General features: G+C 63.7%; 21 protein-coding genes. All 21 read left to right on the top strand.

All coding sequences use genetic code 11. The features are described 5' to 3' along the window. Nucleotides 1-54: 54 nt before the first annotated feature. The 21 genes from tssB to tssA all read left to right on the top strand — a co-directional run bounded on the left by tssB (nt 55) and on the right by tssA (nt 23,105). The gene (gene tssB / locus ACE3QM_RS11905) at nt 55-567 is read left to right on the top strand and encodes a type VI secretion system contractile sheath small subunit (protein ID WP_048409784.1); all 513 of its coding nucleotides are present in this window, start codon (nt 55-57) and stop codon (nt 565-567) included. Between the two features lie 3 nt (nt 568-570). Beyond that, nucleotides 571-2,055, top strand: a complete 1,485-nt coding sequence (gene tssC, locus ACE3QM_RS11900; RefSeq protein ID WP_048409785.1) for a type VI secretion system contractile sheath large subunit — start codon at nt 571-573, stop codon at nt 2,053-2,055. A 109-nt stretch (nt 2,056-2,164) separates the two neighbouring features. Next, on the top strand, nt 2,165-2,662 hold the full coding sequence (locus ACE3QM_RS11895; protein WP_048409786.1) for a type VI secretion system tube protein Hcp: 498 nt from the start codon (nt 2,165-2,167) through the stop codon (nt 2,660-2,662). Nucleotides 2,663-2,803: 141 nt separating this feature from the next. Then, nucleotides 2,804-3,241 (top strand): OmpA family protein, encoded by a 438-nt coding sequence (locus ACE3QM_RS11890; protein WP_197081438.1) that lies wholly within the window; start codon nt 2,804-2,806, stop codon nt 3,239-3,241. 85 nt (nt 3,242-3,326) lie between these two features. Then, a complete protein-coding gene (locus tag ACE3QM_RS11885) occupies nt 3,327-5,942 on the top strand; it encodes a type VI secretion system Vgr family protein (RefSeq protein WP_374422101.1) in 2,616 nt (871 codons plus the stop codon). Next, the gene (locus tag ACE3QM_RS11880) at nt 5,939-6,697 is read left to right on the top strand and encodes a DUF4123 domain-containing protein (RefSeq protein ID WP_374422097.1); all 759 of its coding nucleotides are present in this window, start codon (nt 5,939-5,941) and stop codon (nt 6,695-6,697) included. Before ACE3QM_RS11885 ends, ACE3QM_RS11880 begins: the two co-directional genes overlap by 4 nt. A gap of 24 nt (nt 6,698-6,721) precedes the next feature. Further along, nucleotides 6,722-7,177 (top strand): hypothetical protein, encoded by a 456-nt coding sequence (locus tag ACE3QM_RS11875; protein ID WP_374422095.1) that lies wholly within the window; start codon nt 6,722-6,724, stop codon nt 7,175-7,177. Then, the gene (locus ACE3QM_RS11870; protein WP_374422092.1) at nt 7,174-7,830 is read left to right on the top strand and encodes a DUF3304 domain-containing protein; all 657 of its coding nucleotides are present in this window, start codon (nt 7,174-7,176) and stop codon (nt 7,828-7,830) included. Before ACE3QM_RS11875 ends, ACE3QM_RS11870 begins: the two co-directional genes overlap by 4 nt. Further along, a complete protein-coding gene (locus ACE3QM_RS11865) occupies nt 7,827-8,528 on the top strand; it encodes a DUF3304 domain-containing protein (protein WP_374422089.1) in 702 nt (233 codons plus the stop codon). The genes ACE3QM_RS11870 and ACE3QM_RS11865 overlap by 4 nt, the downstream gene beginning before the upstream one ends. 62 nt (nt 8,529-8,590) lie before the next feature. Continuing rightward, on the top strand, nt 8,591-9,235 hold the full coding sequence (locus ACE3QM_RS11860; protein WP_374422087.1) for a DUF3304 domain-containing protein: 645 nt from the start codon (nt 8,591-8,593) through the stop codon (nt 9,233-9,235). A 160-nt stretch (nt 9,236-9,395) separates the two neighbouring features. Beyond that, on the top strand, nt 9,396-10,037 hold the full coding sequence (locus tag ACE3QM_RS11855; protein WP_374422085.1) for a DUF3304 domain-containing protein: 642 nt from the start codon (nt 9,396-9,398) through the stop codon (nt 10,035-10,037). 165 nt (nt 10,038-10,202) lie between these two features. Continuing rightward, nucleotides 10,203-10,847 (top strand): DUF3304 domain-containing protein, encoded by a 645-nt coding sequence (locus ACE3QM_RS11850; protein ID WP_374422083.1) that lies wholly within the window; start codon nt 10,203-10,205, stop codon nt 10,845-10,847. An 83-nt stretch (nt 10,848-10,930) separates the two neighbouring features. After that, on the top strand, nt 10,931-12,856 hold the full coding sequence (locus ACE3QM_RS11845) for a DUF2235 domain-containing protein (RefSeq protein WP_374422081.1): 1,926 nt from the start codon (nt 10,931-10,933) through the stop codon (nt 12,854-12,856). Between the two features lie 153 nt (nt 12,857-13,009). Continuing rightward, nucleotides 13,010-14,308 carry a hypothetical protein gene (locus ACE3QM_RS11840; RefSeq protein WP_374422079.1) on the top strand — a complete coding sequence of 433 codons (1,299 nt, stop codon included), beginning with the start codon at nt 13,010-13,012 and terminating at the stop codon, nt 14,306-14,308. A 63-nt stretch (nt 14,309-14,371) separates the two neighbouring features. Continuing rightward, entirely contained in the window at nt 14,372-16,231 is a 1,860-nt protein-coding gene (tssF, locus tag ACE3QM_RS11835; RefSeq protein ID WP_048409796.1) for a type VI secretion system baseplate subunit TssF, read from the top strand. Nucleotides 16,232-16,238: 7 nt separating this feature from the next. After that, nucleotides 16,239-16,544 carry a hypothetical protein gene (locus ACE3QM_RS11830; protein WP_374422076.1) on the top strand — a complete coding sequence of 102 codons (306 nt, stop codon included), beginning with the start codon at nt 16,239-16,241 and terminating at the stop codon, nt 16,542-16,544. After that, complete coding sequence (tssG, locus tag ACE3QM_RS11825) at nt 16,531-17,577, top strand: type VI secretion system baseplate subunit TssG (RefSeq protein WP_374422074.1); 1,047 nt, start codon at nt 16,531-16,533, stop codon at nt 17,575-17,577. The genes ACE3QM_RS11830 and tssG overlap by 14 nt, the downstream gene beginning before the upstream one ends. A gap of 47 nt (nt 17,578-17,624) precedes the next feature. Beyond that, nucleotides 17,625-20,258, top strand: coding sequence for a type VI secretion system ATPase TssH (gene tssH, locus ACE3QM_RS11820; RefSeq protein WP_374422072.1), 2,634 nt, complete (start codon nt 17,625-17,627; stop codon nt 20,256-20,258). Between the two features lie 12 nt (nt 20,259-20,270). Further along, nucleotides 20,271-21,722, top strand: coding sequence for a hypothetical protein (locus ACE3QM_RS11815; protein WP_231464824.1), 1,452 nt, complete (start codon nt 20,271-20,273; stop codon nt 21,720-21,722). Next, nucleotides 21,719-21,982, top strand: a complete 264-nt coding sequence (locus ACE3QM_RS11810; RefSeq protein WP_048409801.1) for a PAAR domain-containing protein — start codon at nt 21,719-21,721, stop codon at nt 21,980-21,982. Before ACE3QM_RS11815 ends, ACE3QM_RS11810 begins: the two co-directional genes overlap by 4 nt. A 34-nt stretch (nt 21,983-22,016) precedes the next feature. After that, nucleotides 22,017-23,105 (top strand): type VI secretion system protein TssA, encoded by a 1,089-nt coding sequence (gene tssA, locus ACE3QM_RS11805; RefSeq protein ID WP_374422070.1) that lies wholly within the window; start codon nt 22,017-22,019, stop codon nt 23,103-23,105. Nucleotides 23,106-23,324 lie beyond the last annotated feature (219 nt).

The following is a 23,324-nucleotide window of genomic DNA, read 5'->3' as shown; positions in this document are numbered from 1 at the left end:
CAATTGTTGAATGCAGGCGGCGCCAGAGCTTTGTGAACTTGAGAGAGAACCATCATGGCCAAAGAAAGCACACAGAAAAAACTGTCGCGGGTACGCCCGCCGCGCGTGCAGATCACCTACGACGTTGAAATCGGCGACGCCATCGAAACCAAGGAACTGCCCTTCGTGCTGGGCGTGCTGGGGGATTACTCCGGCCACAGCAAGGAGCCGCTGCCCAAGATGAAGGAGCGCAAGTTCGTCCAGATCGACCGCGACAACTTCGATGAAGTGCTGAAAGGCATGGCGCCGCGGCTGACCATCAAGGTGGACAACAAACTGAAGGAAGACGGCAGCCAGCTGGCGATGGAACTGAACTTCAACGAGCTGGCCGACTTCGAGCCGCAGAACGTGGTGGACCAGGTCGAGCCGCTGAAACAGCTGCTGGACGCGCGCAAGCGCCTGGCCGATCTGCGCAACAAGATGGCGGGCAACGACAAGCTGGAAGAATTGTTGGATGAAGTGGTGCGCGATACCGAAAAGCTGAAGCAAATCAGCCAGGCCGCGCATCCGGACAAAGCAGGGGAGTAATAGATGAGCGCAGAACAACAACTCGAGGCCGGCGCGGCCGCAGCACCGGCGGCGTCCGGCAGCCTGCTCGATTCCATCATCGAGCAAAGCCGCGTTGCCACCAATGACAGCGAGAAGGGCCATACCCGCGATCTGATCGGCGAACTGGTCGACCAAGTACTGGAAGGCAGCGTCAGCGTATCGCGCGATCTCTCCGCCAGCATAGACGCGCGCATCGCCGAGATCGACGCGCTGATCTCCTCGCAGTTGAACGAGATCATGCACCAGCAGGATTTCCAGAAACTGGAAGCCTCCTGGCGCGGCCTCAAATACCTGGTGATGGAATCCGAAACCAGCACCATGCTCAAGATCAAGGTGCTCAACGCCTCCAAGAAAGACCTGGTCAAGGACTTCAAGGCGGCGCCGGAATTCGACCAGAGCGCGCTGTTCAAGAAAATCTACGAAGAAGAATACGGCACCTTCGGCGGCGCGCCTTACGCCGGCCTGGTGGGCGATTACGAATTCACCCGCCACCCGGAAGACTTCTACCTGTTGGACGAGTTGTCCCACGTCGCCGCCTCCGCGCACGCGCCGCTGATCACCTCCGCCTCCTCCGGCCTGTTCGGCCTGGAGAGCTTCACCGACATCGGCAAGCCACGCGACCTGGCCAAGATCTTCGACACCGTCGAATACGCCAAGTGGAAATCCTTCCGTGAATCGGAAGACTCCCGCTACGTCGGCCTGGTCCTGCCGCACGTGCTGGGCCGCCTGCCCTACGGCCGCGACAATGTGCCGGTGGAGGAATTCGACTTTGAAGAAAACGTGGACGGCAGCACCCACGAAAAATACCTGTGGACCAATGCCGCCTACGCCTACGCCGCGCGGCTGACCTCGGCCTTCGCCCAGTACGGCTGGCTGGCCGCCATCCGCGGCGTGGAGGGCGGCGGCCTGGTGGAAGGCCTGCCGGCCCATACCTTCAAGACCGACGACGGCGAAGTGGCGCTCAAGTGCCCGACCGAGGTGGCGATCACCGACCGCACCGAAAAACTGCTGTCCGATCTGGGCTTCATCTCGCTGGTGCACTGCAAGAACACCGACTACGCGGCCTTCTTCGGCGGCCAGTCGGTGCAAAAGGCCAAGACCTACAACACCGACTCGGCCAACGCCAACGCGCGCCTGTCCACTCAGCTGCCCTACATCTTCGCGGTGTCGCGCATCGCGCATTACATGAAATCCATCATGCGCGACAAGATCGGCAGCTTCGCCTCGCGCCAGAACGTGCAGGACTTCCTGAATACCTGGTTGGCGCAGTACGTGCTGCTGGACGACTCCGCCAGCCAGGAAGCCAAGGCCAAATACCCGTTGCGCGAAGCCCGCGTCGACGTGGTGGAAGTGCCGGGCAAGCCGGGCGTTTACCGCGCCGCCGCCTTCCTGCGGCCGCATTTCCAGCTGGATGAATTGACCATTTCCCTGCGTCTGGTCGCGGAGCTGCCGCAACCGGCGGGTTAACGCTGGAGAGCCCGGTGCCACGCGCTCCCGCAGGGCGCGCGGCCTTGGGCATCCTTTGCAATAGGAGGGCGAACCCTCCGATTTTTGACCTTTGTTTAAGGAGAAGTAAATGGCTTTTGATGCATTCCTGAAAATTGATGGCATTCCTGGCGAGAGCAGCGACGAGAAGCACGCGGACTGGATCGAGATCCAATCCTTTGCCCACAAGCTGGAACAGCCGGCTCAAGCGACCGCCAGCTCCGCCGGCGGCGCTACCGCCGAGCGCGTGAACCACGCCGCTTACGAAATCACCCACTTCCTGGACAAGGCCAGCCCGAAGATTTACGAAGCCTGCTGCAAGGGCCAGCACATCAAGGAAATCACCATCGAACTGTGCCGTGCCGGTGGCGATAAGGTGAAGTACATGGAGATCAAGATGGAACAAGTCCTGATCGCCAAGGTTGAGCCGCACGGTTCCGCCAACGACAACGGCTTCCCGAGCGAAAAGGTGAGCTTCACTTACGGCAAGATCAAGTGGACCTACACCCAGCAGAAACGCGCCGATGGCGCCGGCGGCGGTAACGTCAGCTCCGGTTGGGACCTGACCGCCAACAAGGCGATCGCTTAATCTCCAGCCTTGCTGGAACGCAAACCCGCCTGTGACCCAGGCGGGTTTTAGGCATCCGGGAAGCCGCCGCGCGCCGGCCTGGCGCAGCGGTTTCCGGGAGGCCCTTTGCCCATGTTTAAAGTCAATTCGGGAAGTAATGCTATGAAACGTTTGCTGATGGTCGCCGCGCTTGCGTGCTTGGCGCTCGCGGGCTGCAAGACCAATCCTAACGCTCAACAAGCCTCCAAGGACCCCGCCGTGATCAAGGCGGCGGAAGAGAAGGCCGCGCTGGACAAGGCCGTGGCCGCCAATATGGCCATAGACCCCAACCTGATCCCGTTTGAAAAAATGAGCCCCAAGCTGTCCCCGGTGGGCGAGGCCCAGCTGCAACTGCTGCTGCCCAAGCTTAAAACCGCCAAATCCATTCTGGTGCGCGGCCACTGCTACCGCGGCGACATCGGCAATGCCCGCGCCGCCGCTCAGACCCGCGCCATCGCGGTCAAGCAAGTCCTGACCGACGCCGGCATCCCGGCTGGCAAGATCAGCGTGCGTTACGACACCGAGCGCCAATTGCACGCGGTGCGCATCGTCGCCAACTAATTACTCCGGCTCAAGCCGCGGCCGTTTGCTCGGCGCGGCTTGACGCATTGCGCAGTCGATTTGATTTGACCTTGAGTTAAACGCCATGGACCTCAGCACCCTGCTCGCCAGCTTCGCCTCCGCCTTCAACCAAGACCAGCGCCTGCTCACCCTCAGCCTGGGCGACGGCAGCGTGGCGGCCGAGCAACTGCTGCCGCTGAGCCTGGCCGGCGAGGAAGGCGTGTCCCGGCCTTACGCCTACCAGTTGGTGTGTCTGTCCCCGGACGGCGCGATCGAACTCAAGACCCTGCTCGGCCTGCCGGCCCGCCTCGGCATTCTCGATGCCGCCGGCGCGGAGAGCCTGCGCTGCGGCGTGGTGTCCAAGGTGCAGAGCCTAGGCTCGGATGGCGGCTTCAGCCGCTACCAGTTGACCATCGAACCGCCGTTCGCGCTGCTGCGCCATCGCGTCAGCTCACGGGTGTTCCAGGACCTGTCGGTGCCGGACATCGTCAAACAGATCCTGGCCGAGCATCAGCAAGCCAACCCGGTATTCGCGCGGGTGCAGACCTTGGAGTTCAAGACCGGCCCGGCCTCACCACGCAGCTACTGCCTGCAATACCGCGAATCCGATTACGACTTCATCGTGCGGCTGTTGCACGAAGAGGGCTATGCCTGGCGTTTCGATCATGTCGATGGCGACACCCCCCAGGTGCAACTGGTCGCCTTCGACGACCCCTATAGCCTGCCGCCGGCTACGGTCGAGCGGGTGCGCTTCCACCGTAGCGACGCCACCGAGGCCGAGGACGGCCTGACCGAGTGGAATGCGCAGCGCCAGATCGTGCCTGGCGCGGTGGCCTTGGCCAGCTTCGACTACCAGCCGGTGCAGACCCAGCACAGCGGCGACGACAGCCGCATCGACCAGGGCCAGAACGGCAAGGCCTTGCAATCCTCCTTGCACGACTACGACCCGCAATCGCTGTACTACGCCGGCGACGCCGACCAGCTCAGCCACTACGCCCAGCTGCGCCAGCAGGCGCATGACCTCAAGGCCAAACAGTTCAGCGGCGGCGGCTCGGTGCGAGGCCTGGCCGCCGGCCAGTGGTTCCGCCTGGACGAACACCCGGCCCACGACGGCGACAGCAGCGAGCAGCGCGAATTCGTGGTCACCCGCCAGACTTTAAGCGCGCGCAACAACCTGCCGGCGGATCTCAAAGCGCTGGCGGGAGAGAAAGACGCGCAACCGTTCCGCGCCGACTTCGACGCCCAGCGTCGCGGCGTGCCGCTGACCCCGGCCTACGCCCATACCGAACTGGCCAAGCCCAAGTCTCGTGGCGTGCAGACCGCCACCGTGGTGGGCCCGCAAGGAGAGGAAGTCCACACCGACCAGCACGGCCGCATCAAGGTGCAGTTCCACTGGCAGCGGCCGGACGAACACCCCAGCATCGGCGCGGGGATGGACGATAAATCCTCCTGCTGGCTGCGGGTGGTGATGCCCAGCGCCGGCGCCGGCTGGGGCCATCAATTCATCCCGCGCATCGGCCAGGAAGTGTTGGTCGACTTCATCGAAGGCGATATCGACCGCCCGGTGATTACCGGCGTGCTCTACAACGGCAGCCACCCCACCCCGGACTTCAGCGGCGCCGGCGCGCTGCCGGCCAACAAGACGCTGTCCGGCATCAAATCCAAGGAACACCAGGGCGGCCAGTACAACGAACTGCTGTTCGACGACACCCCGGGTGAAGTGCGCGCCAAGCTATCGAGTGAGCCGGGCAAGACCCAGCTCAACCAAGGCTTCCTCACCCAGCCGCGCAGCAACGGCAAGGCCGAACCGCGCGGCGACGGCTTCGAACTGCGCACCGACCATCACGGCGCGATCCGTGCCGGCCACGGCCTGCTGCTGAGCACCGAAGCGCAGAACGGCGCATCCGGTAAACAACTGGCGCGCGAACAGGCGCAAAGCCAGCTCGATGCAGCCCTGGCCCTGAGCCAAAGCCTGGGCGACACCGCCAGCGGCCAGCAGGCCGACACCATGGAAACCGGGCCGGAGGAAATCGGCCCGGACAACGCCAAGGCCGCCAAGAAAACCGAAGGCCATCTGCAACACCAGGCCGCCGCCTTGAAAGCCTGGGAAGCCGGTTCCAACACCGACAAGGACGGCAAAACCGCCAAGGACCAAGCCGGTCAACAACCGCTGATCGTGCTATCGGCCCCGGCCGGTATCGCCAGCCTGAGCCAGCAAAGCCAGACCGTGGCCGCCGGCAGCAATCTGGACCTGGTGGCGCAGCGCGACACTAACCAGACCAGTGGCCGGCGCTGGATTCACAATGTGGGCCAGCACATCAGCCTGTTCGTCGCCGGGGTCAAGGATCAGATCGCGCTGAAGCTGATCGCGGCCAAGGGCAAGGTGCAGGTTCAAGCGCAGAGCGACAATATCGAAGTGACCGGCGACCAGGACGTCAAGATCACCGCCATCAAGGGCCAGCAGCTGTGGAATGGCAAGAAGGAGATTCTGCTGACCAGCGGCGGCGCTTATGTGCGGATCAAGGACGGCAAGATCGAGCTGCACGCGCCGGGCACCGTCAGCTTCAAGGGCGGGCGCCATGACTGGAGCGGGCCGGCCAGCATGAATCCGCCGTTCCCCTTGTTTCCCAAGGAAGTCTGCGTGGAGTGTTTGCTGCGCAGCGCCAAGGCCGGCTCCGCCTTCAGTCAGGTACAGCGATGAAATATATTCATTCTTTCGATTGGGCGGAGCTGGAGCGGTGTTTGGCTGCCGTGGCGGAGATGCCGGAGCACAACAGTTATCTGCTGCTGGACGGCGCGCAGAACCCGGATCTATTGCGGCGGCTGCGCGCCAGCGGGCTGCCCTGGCTCAGCGTGTTTACCCAGAGCGACGACGGCGGCAAGGAGCTGATGGCGGCCTCGCCCCTGCTGGCGCAGTTCGACCCGGCCTTCCCCGAGCCGCTGCGGCGCTTGCTGACGTTTTGCGACGGCATGCCGATGCTCAGCGTGTGGCTCAGCCCGGAAAGCCTGTCCGAACTCGCGCAGCGTCTACTGCCGTGGTGCGTGGTGAAAGCCGACGACCTGCATTTCAATCTGCGCTACCCGGATACCCGCCGCTTGCCTGACATCGTGGCGGTGCAGGACGCGGAACAGCGCGGGCAATTCTTCGGTCCGGCCAGCTTGTGCCTGCTGCCGGCGCGCGCGGGCGGCTGGCATAGCCTGCCGTTGCCGACGCGCGCATTGCCGCCGGCGGACAAGGTGGTGTTGGACCAAGCCCAGACCCTGGCCTTGATCCGCGCTGGCGAAGCGGATGAAACCTTGTACCAGATGCATTTTCACCGCTACATCACCCCCGAGGTGCTGGCGGACTGTTACCCGGTGGTGGAGCGGGCCTTGTCGCAGGCGGACCTGGAAGGACAGGAAGAGCCGGATCAACGTTTCGAGCGCTGCATGGACGCGCTGCGCGCGCCGGCTTGATTTCGATAGCAAAAGGAGAGACGGATGGCACGTAAATTTCTGCAAGGCGGCGCGCTGCTGCTGGCCCTGCTTTGTCCCGCGCTGGCCCAGGCCGACGACTGGCTGGGCCGTTACGCGCTGCTGCCCAATGAACGGATGCAGCAGGTGTACGACGACAACGGCGAACCCGCCGCGCTGCTGACCGTGGTCAAGCTGGGCAAGGACTATGGCCTGGTGTCGGCTCAACTGGGCTGGAGCGAGCCGGTGCCGGCCAAGCTGGAAACCAGCGGCCAGGCCTTGCGCGATTGGCTGGGCGGAGACGCCAAGGGCGTGAAGTCGCAAGCGCTGGTCGCCGAGGGCATGGCCTTGCTCCGTCTGCCCAAGGGCAGCGTGCTGGAAGCGAGCAATGGCCGCCGCCATCAGCTGCGCGGCGAGTATCTGTTCCTGATGCCGGCGGCGGGCATGGACCTGGAGCTGGAGAAGAAACCGGCCACGCCATGATCGGCTACCTTGCCCCGCGCCTCCGCCTGGTCGCCGGCCTGTTGCTGAGCGGCTGCGCGGCGCTGGGGCCGGCCAAGACTGGCGTGTCGCTGAGCGCGGTCAATTACACCGATGAGGATTACGACGTGGTGGGCATTGCCCGCGCCGACGATCCGGAACAACTGGAGGCGATGGAGCGGGTGGCGGCCTATGCGGGCAGCGGCGCCATGTGCTGCGTGTCCTTGCCGACGCAATGGCGTCCGGGGCTGAAGGTGGTGGTGAAGACCCGGCTGGGCACCAAGGCCAAGACCTATCAGGAATGGGCGTACGAAAAGATTCCGCTGCGGACGCATGAGCTGGATGTACCGCGCTACGAGGAACCGGCAACGCTGTGGGTGCAGATTCTGGACGGCGGCAAGCTGGCGGCGGTGGTCAGCCGCTATGATCCGCCTCATGCGAATTGGCCGGGGGCGGTGAAGGGGTGGCCTAGGCCAAGTGCTGCGTATCAAAATAAAAAATTGATTTTGGAGTTGAATCGCGAGAAAGAATTATTGGCTGTAATGGAGAATGCATCAAAAAAACCTGGATTAAGTGTTGAGCAGAAAAAAAATATGGATTGGGCCATTTCGGATATTAAAAAAAGCATACTAAAGCTTGAGAATAGGCTGAAGTGAGAACGCTTACGGGCATTCTTAATGTGAGTTCGAGCCATGAGGATGGTTCTCAGGGTATTGGTAGATGGTTTTTACCCTTTTTCATTATCTTGCTTCTGAGCGGCTGCGCGGCGCTGGGATCGGACAAGACCGGCGTGTCACTGACCGCGGTCAATTACACCGACGAGGATTACGACGTGGTGGGCATTACCCGCGCCGACGATCCGGAACAACTGGAGGCGATGGAGCGGGTGGCGGCCTATGCGGGCAGCGGCGCCATGTGCTGCGTGTCCTTGCCGACGCAATGGCGTCCGGGGCTGAAGGTGGTGGTGAAGACCCGGCTGGGCACCAAGGCCAAGACCTATCAGGAATGGGCGTACGAAAAGATTCCGCTGCGGACGCATGAGCTGGATGTACCGCGCTACGAGGAACCGGCAACGCTGTGGGTGCAGATTCTGGACGGCGGCAAGCTGGCGGCGGTGGTCAGCCGCTATGATCCGCCCCATGCGAATTGGCCGGGAGAGGTGAAGGGATGGCCGAGAGCCTCGATAGAGCATCGTCGTAAGTTGTGGGATAGGGATAATCTATTACTTCAAAAGCAGCTAGCGAAAATGGTTAATGCGAAGGATCGTGAGACAGATTACAAGGAAAAGGAAAGCTATCAAAAAGCGATTAACTCAGTTTTATTTGAGTTGAAGTTACTGGGCACTAGGCCATGAAAAGTTTGGCATCTTTCAATATGTCCGGTTTGTAGTGGAAGTCTGGGCATGGAGAGAATGATATGAGTTTGCTAGGCCGGGCTTTATTGGTTCTCGTCGTGCTGGCCTCCAGCGGCTGCGCGGCGCTGGGATCGGACAAGATCGGCGTGTCGCTGAGCGCGGTCAATTACACCGATGAGGATTACGACGTGGTGGGCATTGCCCGCGCCGATGATCCGGAACAACTGGAGGCGATGGAGCGGGTGGCGGCCTATGCGGGCAGCGGCGCCATGTGCTGCGTGTCCTTGCCGACGCAATGGCGTCCGGGGCTGAAGGTGGTGGTGAAGACCCGGCTGGGCACCAAGGCCAAGACCTATCAGGAATGGGCGTACGAAAAGATTCCGCTGCGGACGCATGAGCTGGATGTACCGCGCTACGAGGAACCGGCAACGCTGTGGGTGCAGATTCTGGACGGCGGCAAGCTGGCGGCGGTGGTCAGCCGCTATGATCCGCCCCATGCGAATTGGCCGGGAGAGGTGAAGGGATGGCCTAGGCCTTCGCAGGGCTTTAAGAAGAGAATATGGGCACGGGATTATGCCATCTTGCTTGGTGACTTGAGGTCTCTTGAAGGTGCTATTGAGCACGATCCAACAAAAGAAACAGAGTTTAGAGAAAACATAGAATATCTGAAAAATAAAATCCAAAAGATGGAAAAAAACAAGCCATAGATGCCATTTAAAATAATGTTGACTGGTTTAAGCTTTTGAGGCTTGGCAAAAGATCGGTTCATCATGGCTTGAGCTGTCGATGGCGTTTTTGCTGGGATAAGGATTTCATTTTAAGAGGCTATGCGAGAGGTATCTGCAGTACTGCTGTGGAGAAAATGATATGAGTTTGCTAGGCCGGGCTTTATTGGTTCTCGTCGTGCTGGCCTCCAGCGGCTGCGCGGCGCTGGGATCGGACAAGATCGGCGTGTCGCTGAGCGCGGTCAATTACACCGATGAGGATTACGACGTGGTGGGCATTGCCCGCGCCGATGATCCGGAACAACTGGAGGCGATGGAGCGGGTGGCGGCCTATGCGGGCAGCGGCGCCATGTGCTGCGTGTCCTTGCCGACGCAATGGCGTCCGGGGCTGAAGGTGGTGGTGAAGACCCGGCTGGGCACCAAGGCCAAGACCTATCAGGAATGGGCGTACGAAAAGATTCCGCTGCGGACGCATGAGCTGGATGTACCGCGCTACGAGGAACCGGCAACGCTGTGGGTGCAGATTCTGGACGGCGGCAAGCTGGCGGCGGTGGTCAGCCGCTATGATCCGCCTCATGCGAATTGGCCGGGAGCGGTGAAGGGATGGCCTAGGCCTTCTCTAGAATATCGAAGAATGAGATGGGATAGGGATTCCGCAGAATATTTGCGAAGAGCTAAACGATTTGAAGACGCCGCGAGACAGAATCCTAGAGAAGAGGTGGAGTTTACCGAGGCGGCAAAATGGGCAAAAGAGCAAGTGAAGCTTATGGGGTCAAGACCATGATATTTCATTGCATTTATGGTTCTTGGAGCTTCGTGGGTAGTCGAAGGGGAGATCAGATGGTTTTTCTCCATATTTGCTAGGATTGCCATTGCAATATGATTCTATTTTGAGTTTTTTTTGAAGGGCAATGCGTTGTATTCGCGGCATGTGCATGGAGAGGATGATATGAGTTTGCTAGGCCGGGTTTTATTGGTACTTGTCGTGCTGGCCTCCAGCGGCTGCGCGGCGCTGGGATCGGGCAAGATCGGCGTGTCGCTGACCGCGGTCAATTACACCGATGAGGATTACGACGTGGTGGGCATTGCCCGCGCCGATGATCCGGAACAACTGGAGGCGATGGAGCGGGTGGCGGCCTATGCGGGCAGCGGCGCCATGTGCTGCGTGTCCTTGCCGACGCAATGGCGTCCGGGGCTGAAGGTGGTGGTGAAGACCCGGCTGGGCACCAAGGCCAAGACCTATCAGGAATGGGCGTACGAAAAGATTCCGCTGCGGACGCATGAGCTGGATGTACCGCGCTACGAGGAACCGGCAACGCTGTGGGTGCAGATTCTGGACGGCGGCAAGCTGGCGGCGGTGATCAGCCGCTACGATCCGCCCAATGCGAATTGGCCGGGGGCGGTGAGGGGGTGGCCGAGGCCTTCGCTAGAGTTTCGGCGGAAGATATGGAAAAGGGATCTCGATATCCTCAAAGGATCATTGGATAAATTAGAAGTGGCATCGAAAGAAAGCCCTGAGAAAGCCCAAAAATATAAAGAAACAATTGATGATATAAAAGCTGAAATCCGTCAGATGGAGCTTAGGAAGCCATGACAAAAATCAGTGATAAGTTGATTGATAAAGATTCAGATCCGTGCAATAGGAAAGAATTTTTCAATGCTGACGATGAAGTGGTTTTGAGAAAGTGGGAAAAAAGAGAACTCCCCCCCATCAAAAACCCAGCCGCCAGCTGCGACGGCAATTTGTTCTTCGGCTTCTTCTTTGACGGCACGCGCAATAATTACAATCTGTGCCAGGACAACGACGGCTTTTCCAACGTCGCCCGCCTGTATGATTGTTACCCCGGCCTTGGCGTCAAGGGCGTGATCTCGAATGATCCGCAGTGGGCGGACGTGGAGCAGGATTATCCCCATTTCTTCAAGGTCTATGTGCCGGGGGTGGGCACGCCCTTCTCCAGCGTGAAGGACAGCGGCAAGGGCAGCGACGCGTCTATGGGCGCGGCGATGGCCTTGTATGGTCACGAACGCATCGTCTGGGGCCTGATGCAGGCCGTCAACAATGTGCACCGCTATTTCAAGGACAGCGTCCTGGTGTCGGACGAGAAAATACGAACGCTGAGCAAGCGGATGGTGGTGACCGGCTGGAACCTGAAAAACGGCGGCTGGATCAGCGAGCGTGATATGCGCACCGGCCGGCGGAGCACCTTCGACGAGCTGCGCATGGTCTTGCAAGACTTGCAGAAGGCGATCAAGCCCTATCTGCCCGGCCCGGACGACAAAGTGGCCTGCATGAACAAGGGCCGCATCAGCGGCATTTACCTATCGGTGTTTGGTTTCTCGCGCGGGGCGACCAAGGCGCGCTCGTTCAGCAACTGGATGCAGCGCATGTGCGAGCTGGATGCCGAGATGACCGGCAACAGCGGCCAGAAAACCCTGGGTGGCATCCCGGTGCATTTCGACTTTCTGGGCCTGTTCGACACCGTGGCCTCGGTGGGCCTGGCGTCCTCCACGCTGTTGTTCGACGGTCACGCGGAATGGGCCGACGCCGAGCAGTCGCTGCGGGTGCCCATGGGCATGCGTTGCGTGCACCTGGTTTCCGCGCATGAGATCCGCCGCAGCTTTCCGCTGGATTCCATCGAAACCCAGGGCGGCCTGCCGGGCAATGCCGAGGAGATCATGTTTCCCGGTGTGCATTCCGATGTCGGCGGCGGTTATTTGCCTCTGGAGCAGGGGCGCGGCAAGGACCCCAAGGGTTCGGACAAGCTGTCGCGCATCGCCTTGGCGGTGATGTATCGCAAGGCGCGGCTGGCCGGGGTGCCGCTGAAGGCGGAGAAGATGCCGGCGGCGGTGCAGTACCGGATGCTGGTGGACCCGAAATTGATCACGGCCTTCAATGATTTCCTCGCCGCCATACCGCGCAAGGAAGGCAAGTACAAGGACTTGTTGCGCGATATGTATTGGCCTTACATCGCTTGGCGGCTGACTTGGGCGGACAAGCTGGATCATGCCTCGCTGACCCAGCATTTCCCCAATCTGAAGGGCATCAACAACGGCGACGTCAACGATCTGGTGGGTGGCAATCAGAAGATGGCCGAGCATCTGGAATACTTCCGGCGTTGGATGCGCGAGGAGAAGGTGCAGATGGGACGGGGCGCGACGCGGAATTACTACCCGCCCACCTGGGACCCGAAAGTGGTCAAGGATTGGGCGGAATTGAAGGAAATCTGGCCGGAATTGGAAAAGGGCGAGGGCGGCAAATACTTGCCGGCGGCGGCCAGCCGCTTGTTTACCGACTATGTGCATGATTCCTACGCCTGGTTCCGTCTGACCGGCAAGGAAACGCCGGAAATCCAGGCGGAGCTGAGGAAGATGAGCAGCCGCAACCAGGAGTCCCTGACCGAGGAGGAAAAGGGCTGGGTCAAGCTCTACGAGGAGTCCGGCAGCATGCAACAAGTGCCGGTGCGGGTGACCACGGGGCAGGAGCCTTTCCTGGTGGGCGCCGGCTACCTGCGCTACCGCAAGGTCTATGCCGGCGCCGACAATGTGCTGTTGACCCGTTTGCGCAACCGCGACGCGCAACAGCCTGATGTGATGATGGCGTGATCCTGTGAGCGCGCGGCTGAGCTGAATAGGGGCTAGGAGCAATAGTTGGGCGCGGCTGTGTTGAATATTTGGATAAAAGCGATGGGAAATGGGATGCGGGAGGAAAGAGTGGTCCGTAGGTCTGGCAAAACCGTACATAGAGTTTGCGCCGCTTTGCTTTTGGGCTGCCTCTGCGCGCCGGCGCAGGCCGCCGCGCCGGACAAGGCGGCCGGCACCTATGTGCCGGCCGACGAGGACTGGCTGCCCAGCAGCCTGGTTCTGCTGCCTTCGGGCCAGTTTGAATGGTTCATCAAGGGAAGCGGCGCGCGCACGGTGCGCGGCGATTGGACGCGCGGGCGGGGACGGATCGTTCTGCGCGCGGCGGCAGGCGGCGAAGCGCCGGCCTACCGGCAATTGCCCTATGCCTCCGGCCGCTTCATGGCCGCGGACCGCTACGACGAGGCGATGATGACGGTGGCGGTGCTGGCGGCCGGCCGCATGGGCGTGGCGGGAACGGAGGCCCTGCTGGAAGACGATCAAGGCCGGCAAGTGGAGGCCGAGGCCACCCGGACGCCGGGCTATCTGATCGCCTGGCAGCCTAAGGCATGGGGAGCGTGGCGCAAGGTGGGCCTGCGCCTGGCCGGCTCCGGGCAAGCTTGGCAGTGGTTCGAGGTGGACGCCGCCGGCAGGACGGAGCGGGCGGCCGGTTTCGAGCTGAGCAACGCCGACGCGGTGCAGCCCCTGTTCCGCCAAGCGGAGCTGGAGATCCAGGCGGACGGCGGCTTGACGATGCCCAAGCCGGCCCCTGAGATTCCGGTGCGCTCCGCGTTGCGCTACCGCAAATTGGACCGTCCGCTGACGGCGGCGCAATTGGCCGGGCATTACCGTATGGAGAGCCGGACGGAGTCCGAGCTGGCTTTGCAGGCCGACGGCCAGGCTTCCTGGTCCTTGTTGGCCAGCCGCGCTTATTATCTGGAGGGCCGTTGGCGGGTGAGCAACGGCCTGGTGACGGTGGAGGCGCAATTGCCGGCTCAGGCGCCCAAGTACCGCCTGATGTCGGATGCGGAAATGAATGTGCGTCAGCCGGCCACGGCGAGGCAATTGATCGCCATCGTCGGCCAGCCGCGCGTGGGCGGGGCGGCCGGCATCGAGGTCCGCTTCGAGGCGGCGGGCAAAACGCTGGGACAGGCGGTCAGCAACGCCAGCGGCGATGCGATCCTGGATTGGGACGGCAAGGCCGACGACTGGACCCGCGTGGCCTTGCGGCGTCAGGGCAGCGCCGACGCCTGGACCTGGCTGGAGGTGCCGGCCGCGCGCCGGGCGGACCGCTTGCTGGCCATCGCCGTCGACGACCTGGGGCTGAGCCGGCCGGCGATTCCCTCCTTGATCTTCGGCCTGGGCGAGGATGGCGGCCTGCTGTTGCGCGAGCCGTTGAGCTTTGGCCTGGAGAAGTATTTCAAAACCAAGAAATAGCGGTTTCGCGCCGGGGCCAGCCCGCCGGCGCGGCCGGATAACAATGATGTCACGTGTGCCTTAATGCTTGAATCCTTATTGCCGTATTACGAACGCGAACTCGGACACCTGCGCCAGCTGTCCGGCGAGTTCGCGCGCCGCTATCCCAAGATCGCCGGCCGCCTGCAAATGGAAGGCGACCAGTGCGAGGACCCGCATACCGAGCGGATGATAGAGTCCTTCGCCTTCCTGGCCGCGCGTATCCACAAGAAGCTGGACGACGAATACCCGGAGGTGGCCACCAGCTTCCTCAATGTGCTGTATCCGCATTATCTGCAGCCGATTCCATCCGCCACCATCGTGCAGTTCGAGTGCGATCCGCAACGGCCGGAAATCGCCAAGCGCTACCGGGTGGAGCGCGGCCAGCCGGTGCACGCGCCGGCGATGCAGGGCGTGGTGTGCAAATTCCGCAGCGCCTATCCGGTGGACCTGTATCCGCTGTCGCTGACCGAGGCCAAGCTGGAACTGACCAGCGGCTCGCCCTATCTGCGCCAGCTGGCGCCGGAGGCTGCGGCGGTGCTGACGCTGGAGTTCCACACTCACGGCGGCCTGGCGCTCAACGCCATCGGCCTGCAATCGCTGCGTTTCTTCCTGGACGGCGAGCCGGCGCTGATGCATCTGCTGTACGAGATGCTGCTGTCCAATGTGCAGAGTGTCAGCGTGGGCGATGGCAGCGAGGACCCGGCGCGCACCCGCAAGCTGCCGGCGGCCAGCCTGAAGGCGGTGGGCTTCGGCCGCGACGAGGGGCTGCTGGATTACGACGAGCGCTCCTTCATGGGCTACCGGCTGCTGACCGAATACTTTTGCTACCCGGACAAATTCCTGTTCGTCGATCTGCTGCAGCTGGACAAGGCGGTGGCGCGGCTGGATGGCGACAAGCTGGTGCTGCGCCTGCTATTGGACCAATACCCGGACAGCGAGCGCCACAACCGCCTGCAAACCCAGTTGCAGGCCCAGCACATGAAGCTGGGCTGCACCCCCATCGTTAATCTGTTCACCCAGCCGGGCGAACCGATACGCGTCACCCACCAGAAAGCCAGCTATCCGGTGCTGGTGGACGGGCGCAAGCAGCAGGCTTACGAGGCGATCCAGATCAAGCGCGTGGTGCGGGTGGAAAAATCCGGAGACGGCGAGAGCAGCGAGGAAGTGCCGCCGTTCTACGCGATACGCCATGGCAGCGAAAAGAAAACGCCGCGCTTTTACTGGCACGCCAGCCGTGAACGCTCGCCGCGGCAGGGCGACAAGGGCACGGATCTGGAGCTGCACTTGGCGGACCTGGAGTTCAACGCCGTGCGTCCGGCCACCGAGGTGTTGAGCCTGGAGCTGCTGTGCAGCAACCGCGACCTGCCGGAACAGATTCCGTTTGGCGGCAGCCAATCCACCCAGCGCACCGACTTCTCCCTGCCCGGCCATTCCGTGGTCAAGCGCGTGCGCCTGCTGCGCAAGCCCAGCGCCAGCCAGCGCAGCCCGCTGGGGCGCGCGGTGCAATGGCGGCTGGTGTCGCATCTGTCGCTGAACTACATGTCCATCGTCGATTCCGGCTGCGCCGCGCTGCAGGAAATGCTGGCGCTGTACAACCTGACCGATTCCCCGGTCAATGTGCGCCAGATCCAGGGCGTGGTGGGAATCGAAAGCCAGCCGGCGGTGACCCGGGTGTCCGGCCGCGATTTCAGCGGCTTCGTGCGCGGCAGCGAAATCCGCCTGACGCTGGACCCGGATTACTACGTGGGCGGCAGCGTCTACCTGTTCGCCGCGGTGCTGGAGCGTTTCTTCGCGCTCTACTGCGCGCCCAACAGTTTTACCCGGCTGCGGGTGCATGCGGTGCAGCAGGACGAGGCGCTGGCTTCATGGCCGGCCCGCGCCGGCGAGGCCTTGGTGATTTGAGGACGCCATGGAAATTTTGATCGTTTTGCTGCTGGCGCCCAGCTTTTGCCAATTGCTGTATTACTCCTTGTCCTCCGAGGAGGGCTTGTGGCAGCGTGGCCCGGCGCTGGATTGGGTGATGTGTCTGGGCTTGCCGCTGGCGATGCTGTTGCTGGGCTGGTGGGGCTTGGTGAGCGGATCGGGCCAGATGGCGGGCTATGGCGTGTTGCTGTTCGCGCCGGGCGGTGCGCTGAGCCTGATCACCGGGCTGTTGTTTGGTTTGTGGGCGATGCGTCGCCGCAGCCGGCCGGAGGTGGATCATGAGCGCCAATGATAGGGCGATGCGGGCCGCGGCCCAGCGCAAGCCGCGCGATCTGAAGCAGGAACTGGCGCGCGACGCCAGCCAGTTCGGTTTTTTCCAGGCGGTGCGCATCCTCGGCCTGGCCACGCGCAAGCGCGGCGAGCGCCGCGGCCGGCTGCCGGCCAGCCTGCGCTTCCGCTCGCTGGCCTCGCTGTCCTTCCCGCCCAGCGAGCTGTGCCGCTATCAGCCGGCCAGGGAGCCGGAGCAGGCCGACGCCACCGACGAGATGACGGTCAGCTTCATCGGGCTGACCGGCCCCAGCGGCGCTCTGCCCACCAGTTATACCGAGCTGTTGCTGGAGCGACGCCAGCAGTATAAGGATGGCTCGCTGCACGCCTTCCTGGACATCTTCAGCCATCGCGCCACCGCCTTGTTCTTCGGCGCCTGGCGCAAATACCGTTATTGGCTGGAAGTGGAGGCCGGCGAGCGCGACGGCTTCACCCGCAATCTGCTGGACCTGGGCGGCCTGGGCTTGTCTCAATTGCGCAAGCAGATGGGGCCGGACGCGCAGCTGGATGAAAACCTGTTCATCTATTACGCCGGCCTGCTCAGCCAGAAGCCCTTGTCGGCGCAGGCGCTGGAAACCCTGATCCAGGGTTTCTTCGGCGTCGACGCAGCGCTGGAGCAATTCGTCGGCCAGTGGATGAAGGTGCCGGCGACGGAACAAAGCCGGCTGGGCGCCAGCGATAGCGAACTGGGCGTGTCCTTGTTCGCCGGCGCCCGGGTCTGGGACCGCCAGACCAAGCTGCAGCTGCGGCTGGGCAGCATGCGCCGCGCCCAGTTCGAAGCGCTGCTGCCGGGCGGCCCCGGCGCGCAGGCCTTGCAGGCGCTGCTGCAATTCGCCGTCGGCCACAATCTGGCGGCCGACGTCAGCCTGGTGCTGGACAAGCGCGACGTGCCGCCGTCGCAGCTGGGCGGCCCGGTGGATTTGCGGCTGGGCGGCAATTGCTGGCTGGGCCCGCAGCGGCGGGACCCTGAAGACATGCGCTACGCGCTGCTGCATTGAGCGGCGCCGGCGAAACTGATTTTTCATTTTGAGCGTATTGGAACGATATGTCCGTATCCCTGAAAGCCCTGATCGACAGACTGACTCCCACCGCCCGCCAGGCGATTGAGCAGGCGGCCAGCCGCGCGCTGGCGCGCACTCATTTCGAAATCGAGATCGAACACGCGCTGCTGGCGATGTTCGACCAGGACAACAACGCCGCGCTGGCGGCGCTGCACGCGCTGGGCGCGGACCTGCCGCGCATCGAGCGCGAGCTGGAAGCGGCGCTGGACGCCTTCCGCAGCGGCAATACCCGCAACCCGGTGCTGTCCGCCTGGCTGCCCAAGTGGCTGGAAAAGGCCTGGCTGCTGGCCAGCGCGGAACAAGGCCAGGACGATGTGTCCACCTTGGACCTGCTGCTGGCGCTGTGGCAGGACGAGGCGCTGCGCGGCGCGCTGCAATCCGGCTCCGCCGCGCTGGCGCGCCAGGATGCCGGCCGCTTGCAAGGCGCTTACGCCGCCTTGCGTCAGCACGGCGGCGAGGCCTCGGCCAACGCGCCGGCGGTCGAGGCCGGCGTGGAACCGACGATGGCCGCGCCCGTGGCCGGCAAGCGCGGCAGCCCGGCGCTGGACAAATACACCATAGACCTGACCGCCCAGGCCAAGGCCGGCAAGATCGACCCCATCCTGGGCCGTGATGTTGAAATCCGTCAGATGATAGACATCCTGATGCGCCGCCGGCAGAACAACCCCATCCTCACCGGCGAGCCGGGCGTGGGCAAGACCGCGGTGGTGGAAGGCCTGGCGCGCAAGATCGTGCACGGCGAAGTGCCGCCGGTGCTGGCCGGCGTCACCTTGCGCACCTTGGACCTGGGCTTGCTGCAAGCCGGCGCCAGCGTCAAGGGCGAGTTCGAAAACCGCCTGCGCCAGGTGATAGACGAGGTCAAGGCCAGCCCGGTGCCCATCATCCTGTTCATCGACGAGGCTCACACCCTGATCGGCGCCGGCGGCGCGGCCGGCCAGAACGACGCGGCCAACCTGCTGAAACCGGCGCTGGCGCGCGGCGAATTGCGCACCATCGCGGCAACGACCTGGGCCGAGTATAAGAAGTACTTCGAAAAGGACGCCGCGCTGGCGCGCCGCTTCCAAGTGGTGAAGGTGGAAGAGCCGGCGCCGGAAATCGCCGTGCAGATGGTGCGCGGCCTGACCCTGGCGATGGCCGAGCACCACAAGGTGGAAATCCTCAACGAGGCGGTGGCCGCCGCCGTGCACCTGTCCAGCCGCTATATCGCCGGCCGCCAGTTGCCGGACAAGGCCATCAGCGTGCTGGACACTGCCTGCGCCCGCGTCGCGCTGTCGCGCGCCGGCAAGCCGGGGCCGATCGAGGACGTGTCGGTGCTGATAGACAATATCGACCGTGAAATTAGCGCGCTGCAGCGCGAAGAAGGCCACGCCGAGCGCATCGCCGAGCTGGAAGCCCAGCGCGCCGAACTGCGGGCGGACCTGGAGCAATTGCACACCGCCTGGGACGAGCAGCAAAAGCTGGTCGCGGAAATCGACGAGCTCAAACAGCGGCAGGCCGAGGCCAAGCCGGTCAAGGGCAAGAAGCCGAGCCCGCTGCAGACCAAGCGCAAGGCGCTGCGCGAATTGCAGAAGCTGCAGCCGCTGGCCTTCGAGTGCGTGGATGAGAGCGTGATCGCCGACGTGATCTCCGGCTGGACCGGCATCCCGCTGGGTCGCATGGTCAGCAATGAGCTGGAACAGGTGCAGAAGCTGGCCTCGCTGCTGGGCGCGCGCGTCATCGGCCAGGATCACGCGCTGGAGCAGATCGCCGAGCGGGTGCAGATCGCCAAGGCCAATCTGGAAGACCCGGGCAAGCCCAAGGGCGTGTTCCTGCTGGTGGGCCCGTCCGGCGTAGGCAAGACCGAAACCGCGCTGGCGCTGGCCGAGGCCTTGTACGGCGGCGAGCGCAATCTGATCACCATCAATATGTCGGAATACCAGGAAGCGCACAGCGTCTCCGGCCTCAAGGGCTCGCCGCCGGGCTATGTGGGCTACGGCGAGGGCGGGGTGCTGACCGAGGCGGTGCGGCGCAAGCCCTACTCGGTGGTGCTGCTGGACGAGGTGGAAAAAGCCCACCCCGACGTGCTGGAGCTGTTCTTCCAGGTCTTCGACAAAGGCCTGCTGGAAGACAGCGAAGGCCGCGAAGTCGACTTCAAGAACACCATCATCCTGCTGACCTCCAATGCCGGCACCGACCTGGTGATGCGCGCCTGCGAGCACGGCGTCACCGTCGAGGGCGAAACCCGCGATCCGACGCCGGAAGACCTGGTGGAGATTCTGCGCCCCACGCTGCAGAACGTGTTCAAGCCGGCCTTCCTCGGCCGCCTGACCATCGTGCCCTATCTGCCGATCAGCGACGAGGTGCTGCGCGCCATCGTCGGCCTTAAGCTGAACAAGATCCGCCAGCGCATCGCCGACAACCACGGCGCCCAGGTCGAGTTCCCGGAGGAACTGGCCGAGCAGATGGCGGCGCGCTGCCTGGACGTGGACAGCGGCGCGCGCAACGCCGACGCCATCCTGACCCGCACCCTGCTGGCGCAGATCTCCAGCGACTTGCTGGCGCGCATGGCCAGCGGCAAGCCGGTGAAGAAGATCGCCGTCTCGCTGAAGGGCGAGCAGGTCAAAGTGCGGCTGAGCTAAGGAGTCGCGCGCATGTGGAGAATGTTGGGCCTGTTCGGGGTCAGCACCGTCGCCTGGTGGGGGCTGCTGTGGCTGGTGTTGCCGCAAAGCTGGCAGCGCATCAGCCCGTCGGCCATCCTGCTGCTGCATCTGGGGCCGCCGATGCTGCTCAGCGCCGGCGTCAAGCTGTGGGGCTATTTGAAGGAAAAACGTGCCAAGCAGGCCGAGGCCGAGCAAGCCGCCGCGGCCGACGCCGAGCACCAGGCGGCGCGCGACGCCGCGCGCGAACGCCATCTGGCCGAGCTGCGCGAACGCCAGGCGGTGGTGGAGTGCCGCTGGTTATGGGCTTGCGCCACGCCGGCCGAGGACGAACCCTTCTGGCTGGCGGAGGCGCCGGACGGCTGCCTGTGGTCCAGCGTGGACAAGGCCGATGCCTGCGGTGACGCCGACGATGTGCTGGCCGCGCTGCGGCCGCACGTGGTCGAAGCGCTGAGCCAGCTCTACGCCGCCGCGCCCGGCGCGGCCTGGCTGCCGCTGCTGATGGAAGTGGTGCCCGGCCCGTCCGGCATCGAGCAGATCGCCGCGGTCAAGGAGTGGCAGCTGGAAGCCATGATGGCGGGGCAGGTCGATGAGGACTGGCCGGCGCCGGACGCGCGTTTCCTGGCCGGCGCCGGCACCGGCACGGTGGCGGACCGGGCGCGGCAGCTATTGCAGCAAGAGCCGGAACTGCCGGGCGTGTTGGTGCTCGGCGCCGATGCGCCGCTGGCGCTGCAAGGCGCCGACGACGGTGACGAAGGAGACACGGCGGCGGCAGAGCGTCAACGCTGGCTGGGCAAGCCGGGGTTGGCGGTGGCGGTGCTGCTGATGCTGCGCGAGCAACTGCCGGAGCCGGAGCAGGGTGTCGCCGTCACCGTGGCCGAAGGCGCCGATCCCTACCAGCCGTATTGGGAAAAAGATTTCAGCCGCTCCGGCGGCAGCTGGGGCCTGGTGCCGGGCCGCCACCAGGCCGGTTTGGCCGAACTGCCGGTGCTGGCCCAGCTTGGCCAGTCCAGCTCGGTCGCATTGCAGCAGGAGCGCGCGCTGCAATTGGCGCGCCAGCTGCAGCCGGTGCTGGACAACGCCCTGGTCAACGCGGCGTTGCTGGACTACCCGTTCAGCCCAGAGGACGCCAAGCCGGAGAATGACCAGGCCGCCAGCCTGGCCTGGCTGGCGCACAACGGCGGCGACGTCAATGTCGGCGGCGTGCGCCTGGCCGCCATCGCCAGCGCGCTGAGCCGGCACGGCGTGGAACTGCATCCGGTCGATGAAGCCAGCAATCTGGCGCGCGACTGGGGCGACGTCGGCGTCGCCGCCAGCGCCATGCTGACGGCCATCGCCGTCAGCCACAGCGCGCGATTGGCCGCGCCGGCCATCCTCACCCAATTTAGCCATGAGCAGGTGGCGCTGGCCATGGCCAGGCCGCCGCGCAAGGAGACTGCAGCATGAAACGCGTGATTCGACTGGGCGACCCCACCGATCATGGCGGCGCCGTCGTCAGCGCCGCATCCAGCACTACCCTGTTCGGCAAGAAGGTCGCCTGCCTGGGAGACGCCGTCACCTGCCCGCAGCAGGGCCACGTCAACTGCACCATCGTGGAAGGCGATTCCAGCTGGCTGGTCGGCGGCAAGCCGGTGGCGCTGGAAGGACACAAGGTCAGTTGCGGCGCCGCGCTGATTTCCACCATGCCGGAAGTCGGCAAAGGCTGAACCGGCCACACCTATATATAGAAGCTGAGCAAGCATGGAAAACATAGATCAACACGTGGAGCAGCTGCTGGCCCCCATTCCCGGCGCCGCGCCGGCGGGCGAGGACCTGGCCTATTCCACGCTCTTCGACCAGATTCGCGAAGCCCGCCGCAGCGACGACCCCGGCCTGTCGCAAGGGGATTGGGAGCAGACGCTCAAGGTGGCGGAATGGCCCAAGGTCATCCGCCTGTGTGAACAGGCGCTGACGCAAAACAGCAAGGACCTGCAACTGCTGGCCTGGTACGCCGAGGCCCAGGTTCAGGTCAACGGCATTCACGGGCTGGCGCTGGGCCTGGCCGTGCTGGACGGCTGGCTGGCTCAATACTGGGAAAACGGTTATCCGGAGCTGGACCCGCACGATCTGGACGAGCGCGTCGGCAAACTGGAGTGGCTGAACCAGCAACTGGGCATCGCCATCCGCAGCGTGCCGTTGCTGAAGCCGGATTTCGGCGGCTACGGTTGGAACGATTGGCAGCAATCGCGCGAAGTCGAGAACCTGGGGCTGAAGGACGCGGACGCCAAGGCCGCCGCCATCGCCGAAGGCAAGCTCTCCGGCGATGAATTCGAAAAGAGCGCTACCCAGTCCGGCCACGTCTGGTTCCAGGGTCTGGCGGAAAACCTGGTGGCGGCCTTGAGCCGCTACGAAGCGCTGGATGCGCAAGTGGACCAGCGCTTTGCTGACGAGGCGCCCAGCCTGGCGGAAATCCGCAACGGCATTTACGCCTGCCAGGATCTGGTGCTGCGCTACCGCCAGCAAACCGCGCCCGCCGGCGTCGCGCCGGCGCCCGTTCAAGTCAGCGAGGAAAGAAAAGCCGTGACTCAAAGCCACAGCGCGCCGGCGCCGGTCGCCGCCGCCCCCATCTCCTTCAACGGGCAGATCCGCAGCCGCCAGGAAGCGGTGCAGATGCTGAGCGAAGTCGCCCGCTACTTCCGCCATAACGAACCGCACAGCCCGGTGGCCTTACTGGCCGAGCGGGCGGCGCGCTGGGCCGAGATGAGCCTGGAAGAATGGCTGCAGCACGTGGTCAAGGACGGCTCCACGCTGAATCAGCTGCAGGAATTGCTGGATGTGAAGAAGGAATAGGGCGGTTTACACCGTTTGAAGCCACGGGCCGGAGTCTATCTCCGGCCCGTTTTGCTAGGCGCGGCGGGGCTGTGACGGGGGTTTATCAAATACCCTTTGTGGATATCCGTTGCCGTATCAATGGCTTGGGGTGCGCGGCCTGCTTTTGTTACGGTTTTTATCGCGAAAGGTGTTGACGGGTCTGGGGCCGTGACGTATAGTTCGCCTCCTCAGCAGACA

It is taken from the genome of Chromobacterium sp., assembly GCF_041912965.1.
Taxonomy (GTDB): domain Bacteria; phylum Pseudomonadota; class Gammaproteobacteria; order Burkholderiales; family Chromobacteriaceae; genus Chromobacterium; species Chromobacterium aquaticum.
This window is presented reverse-complemented; position numbering and strand designations above follow the sequence as displayed.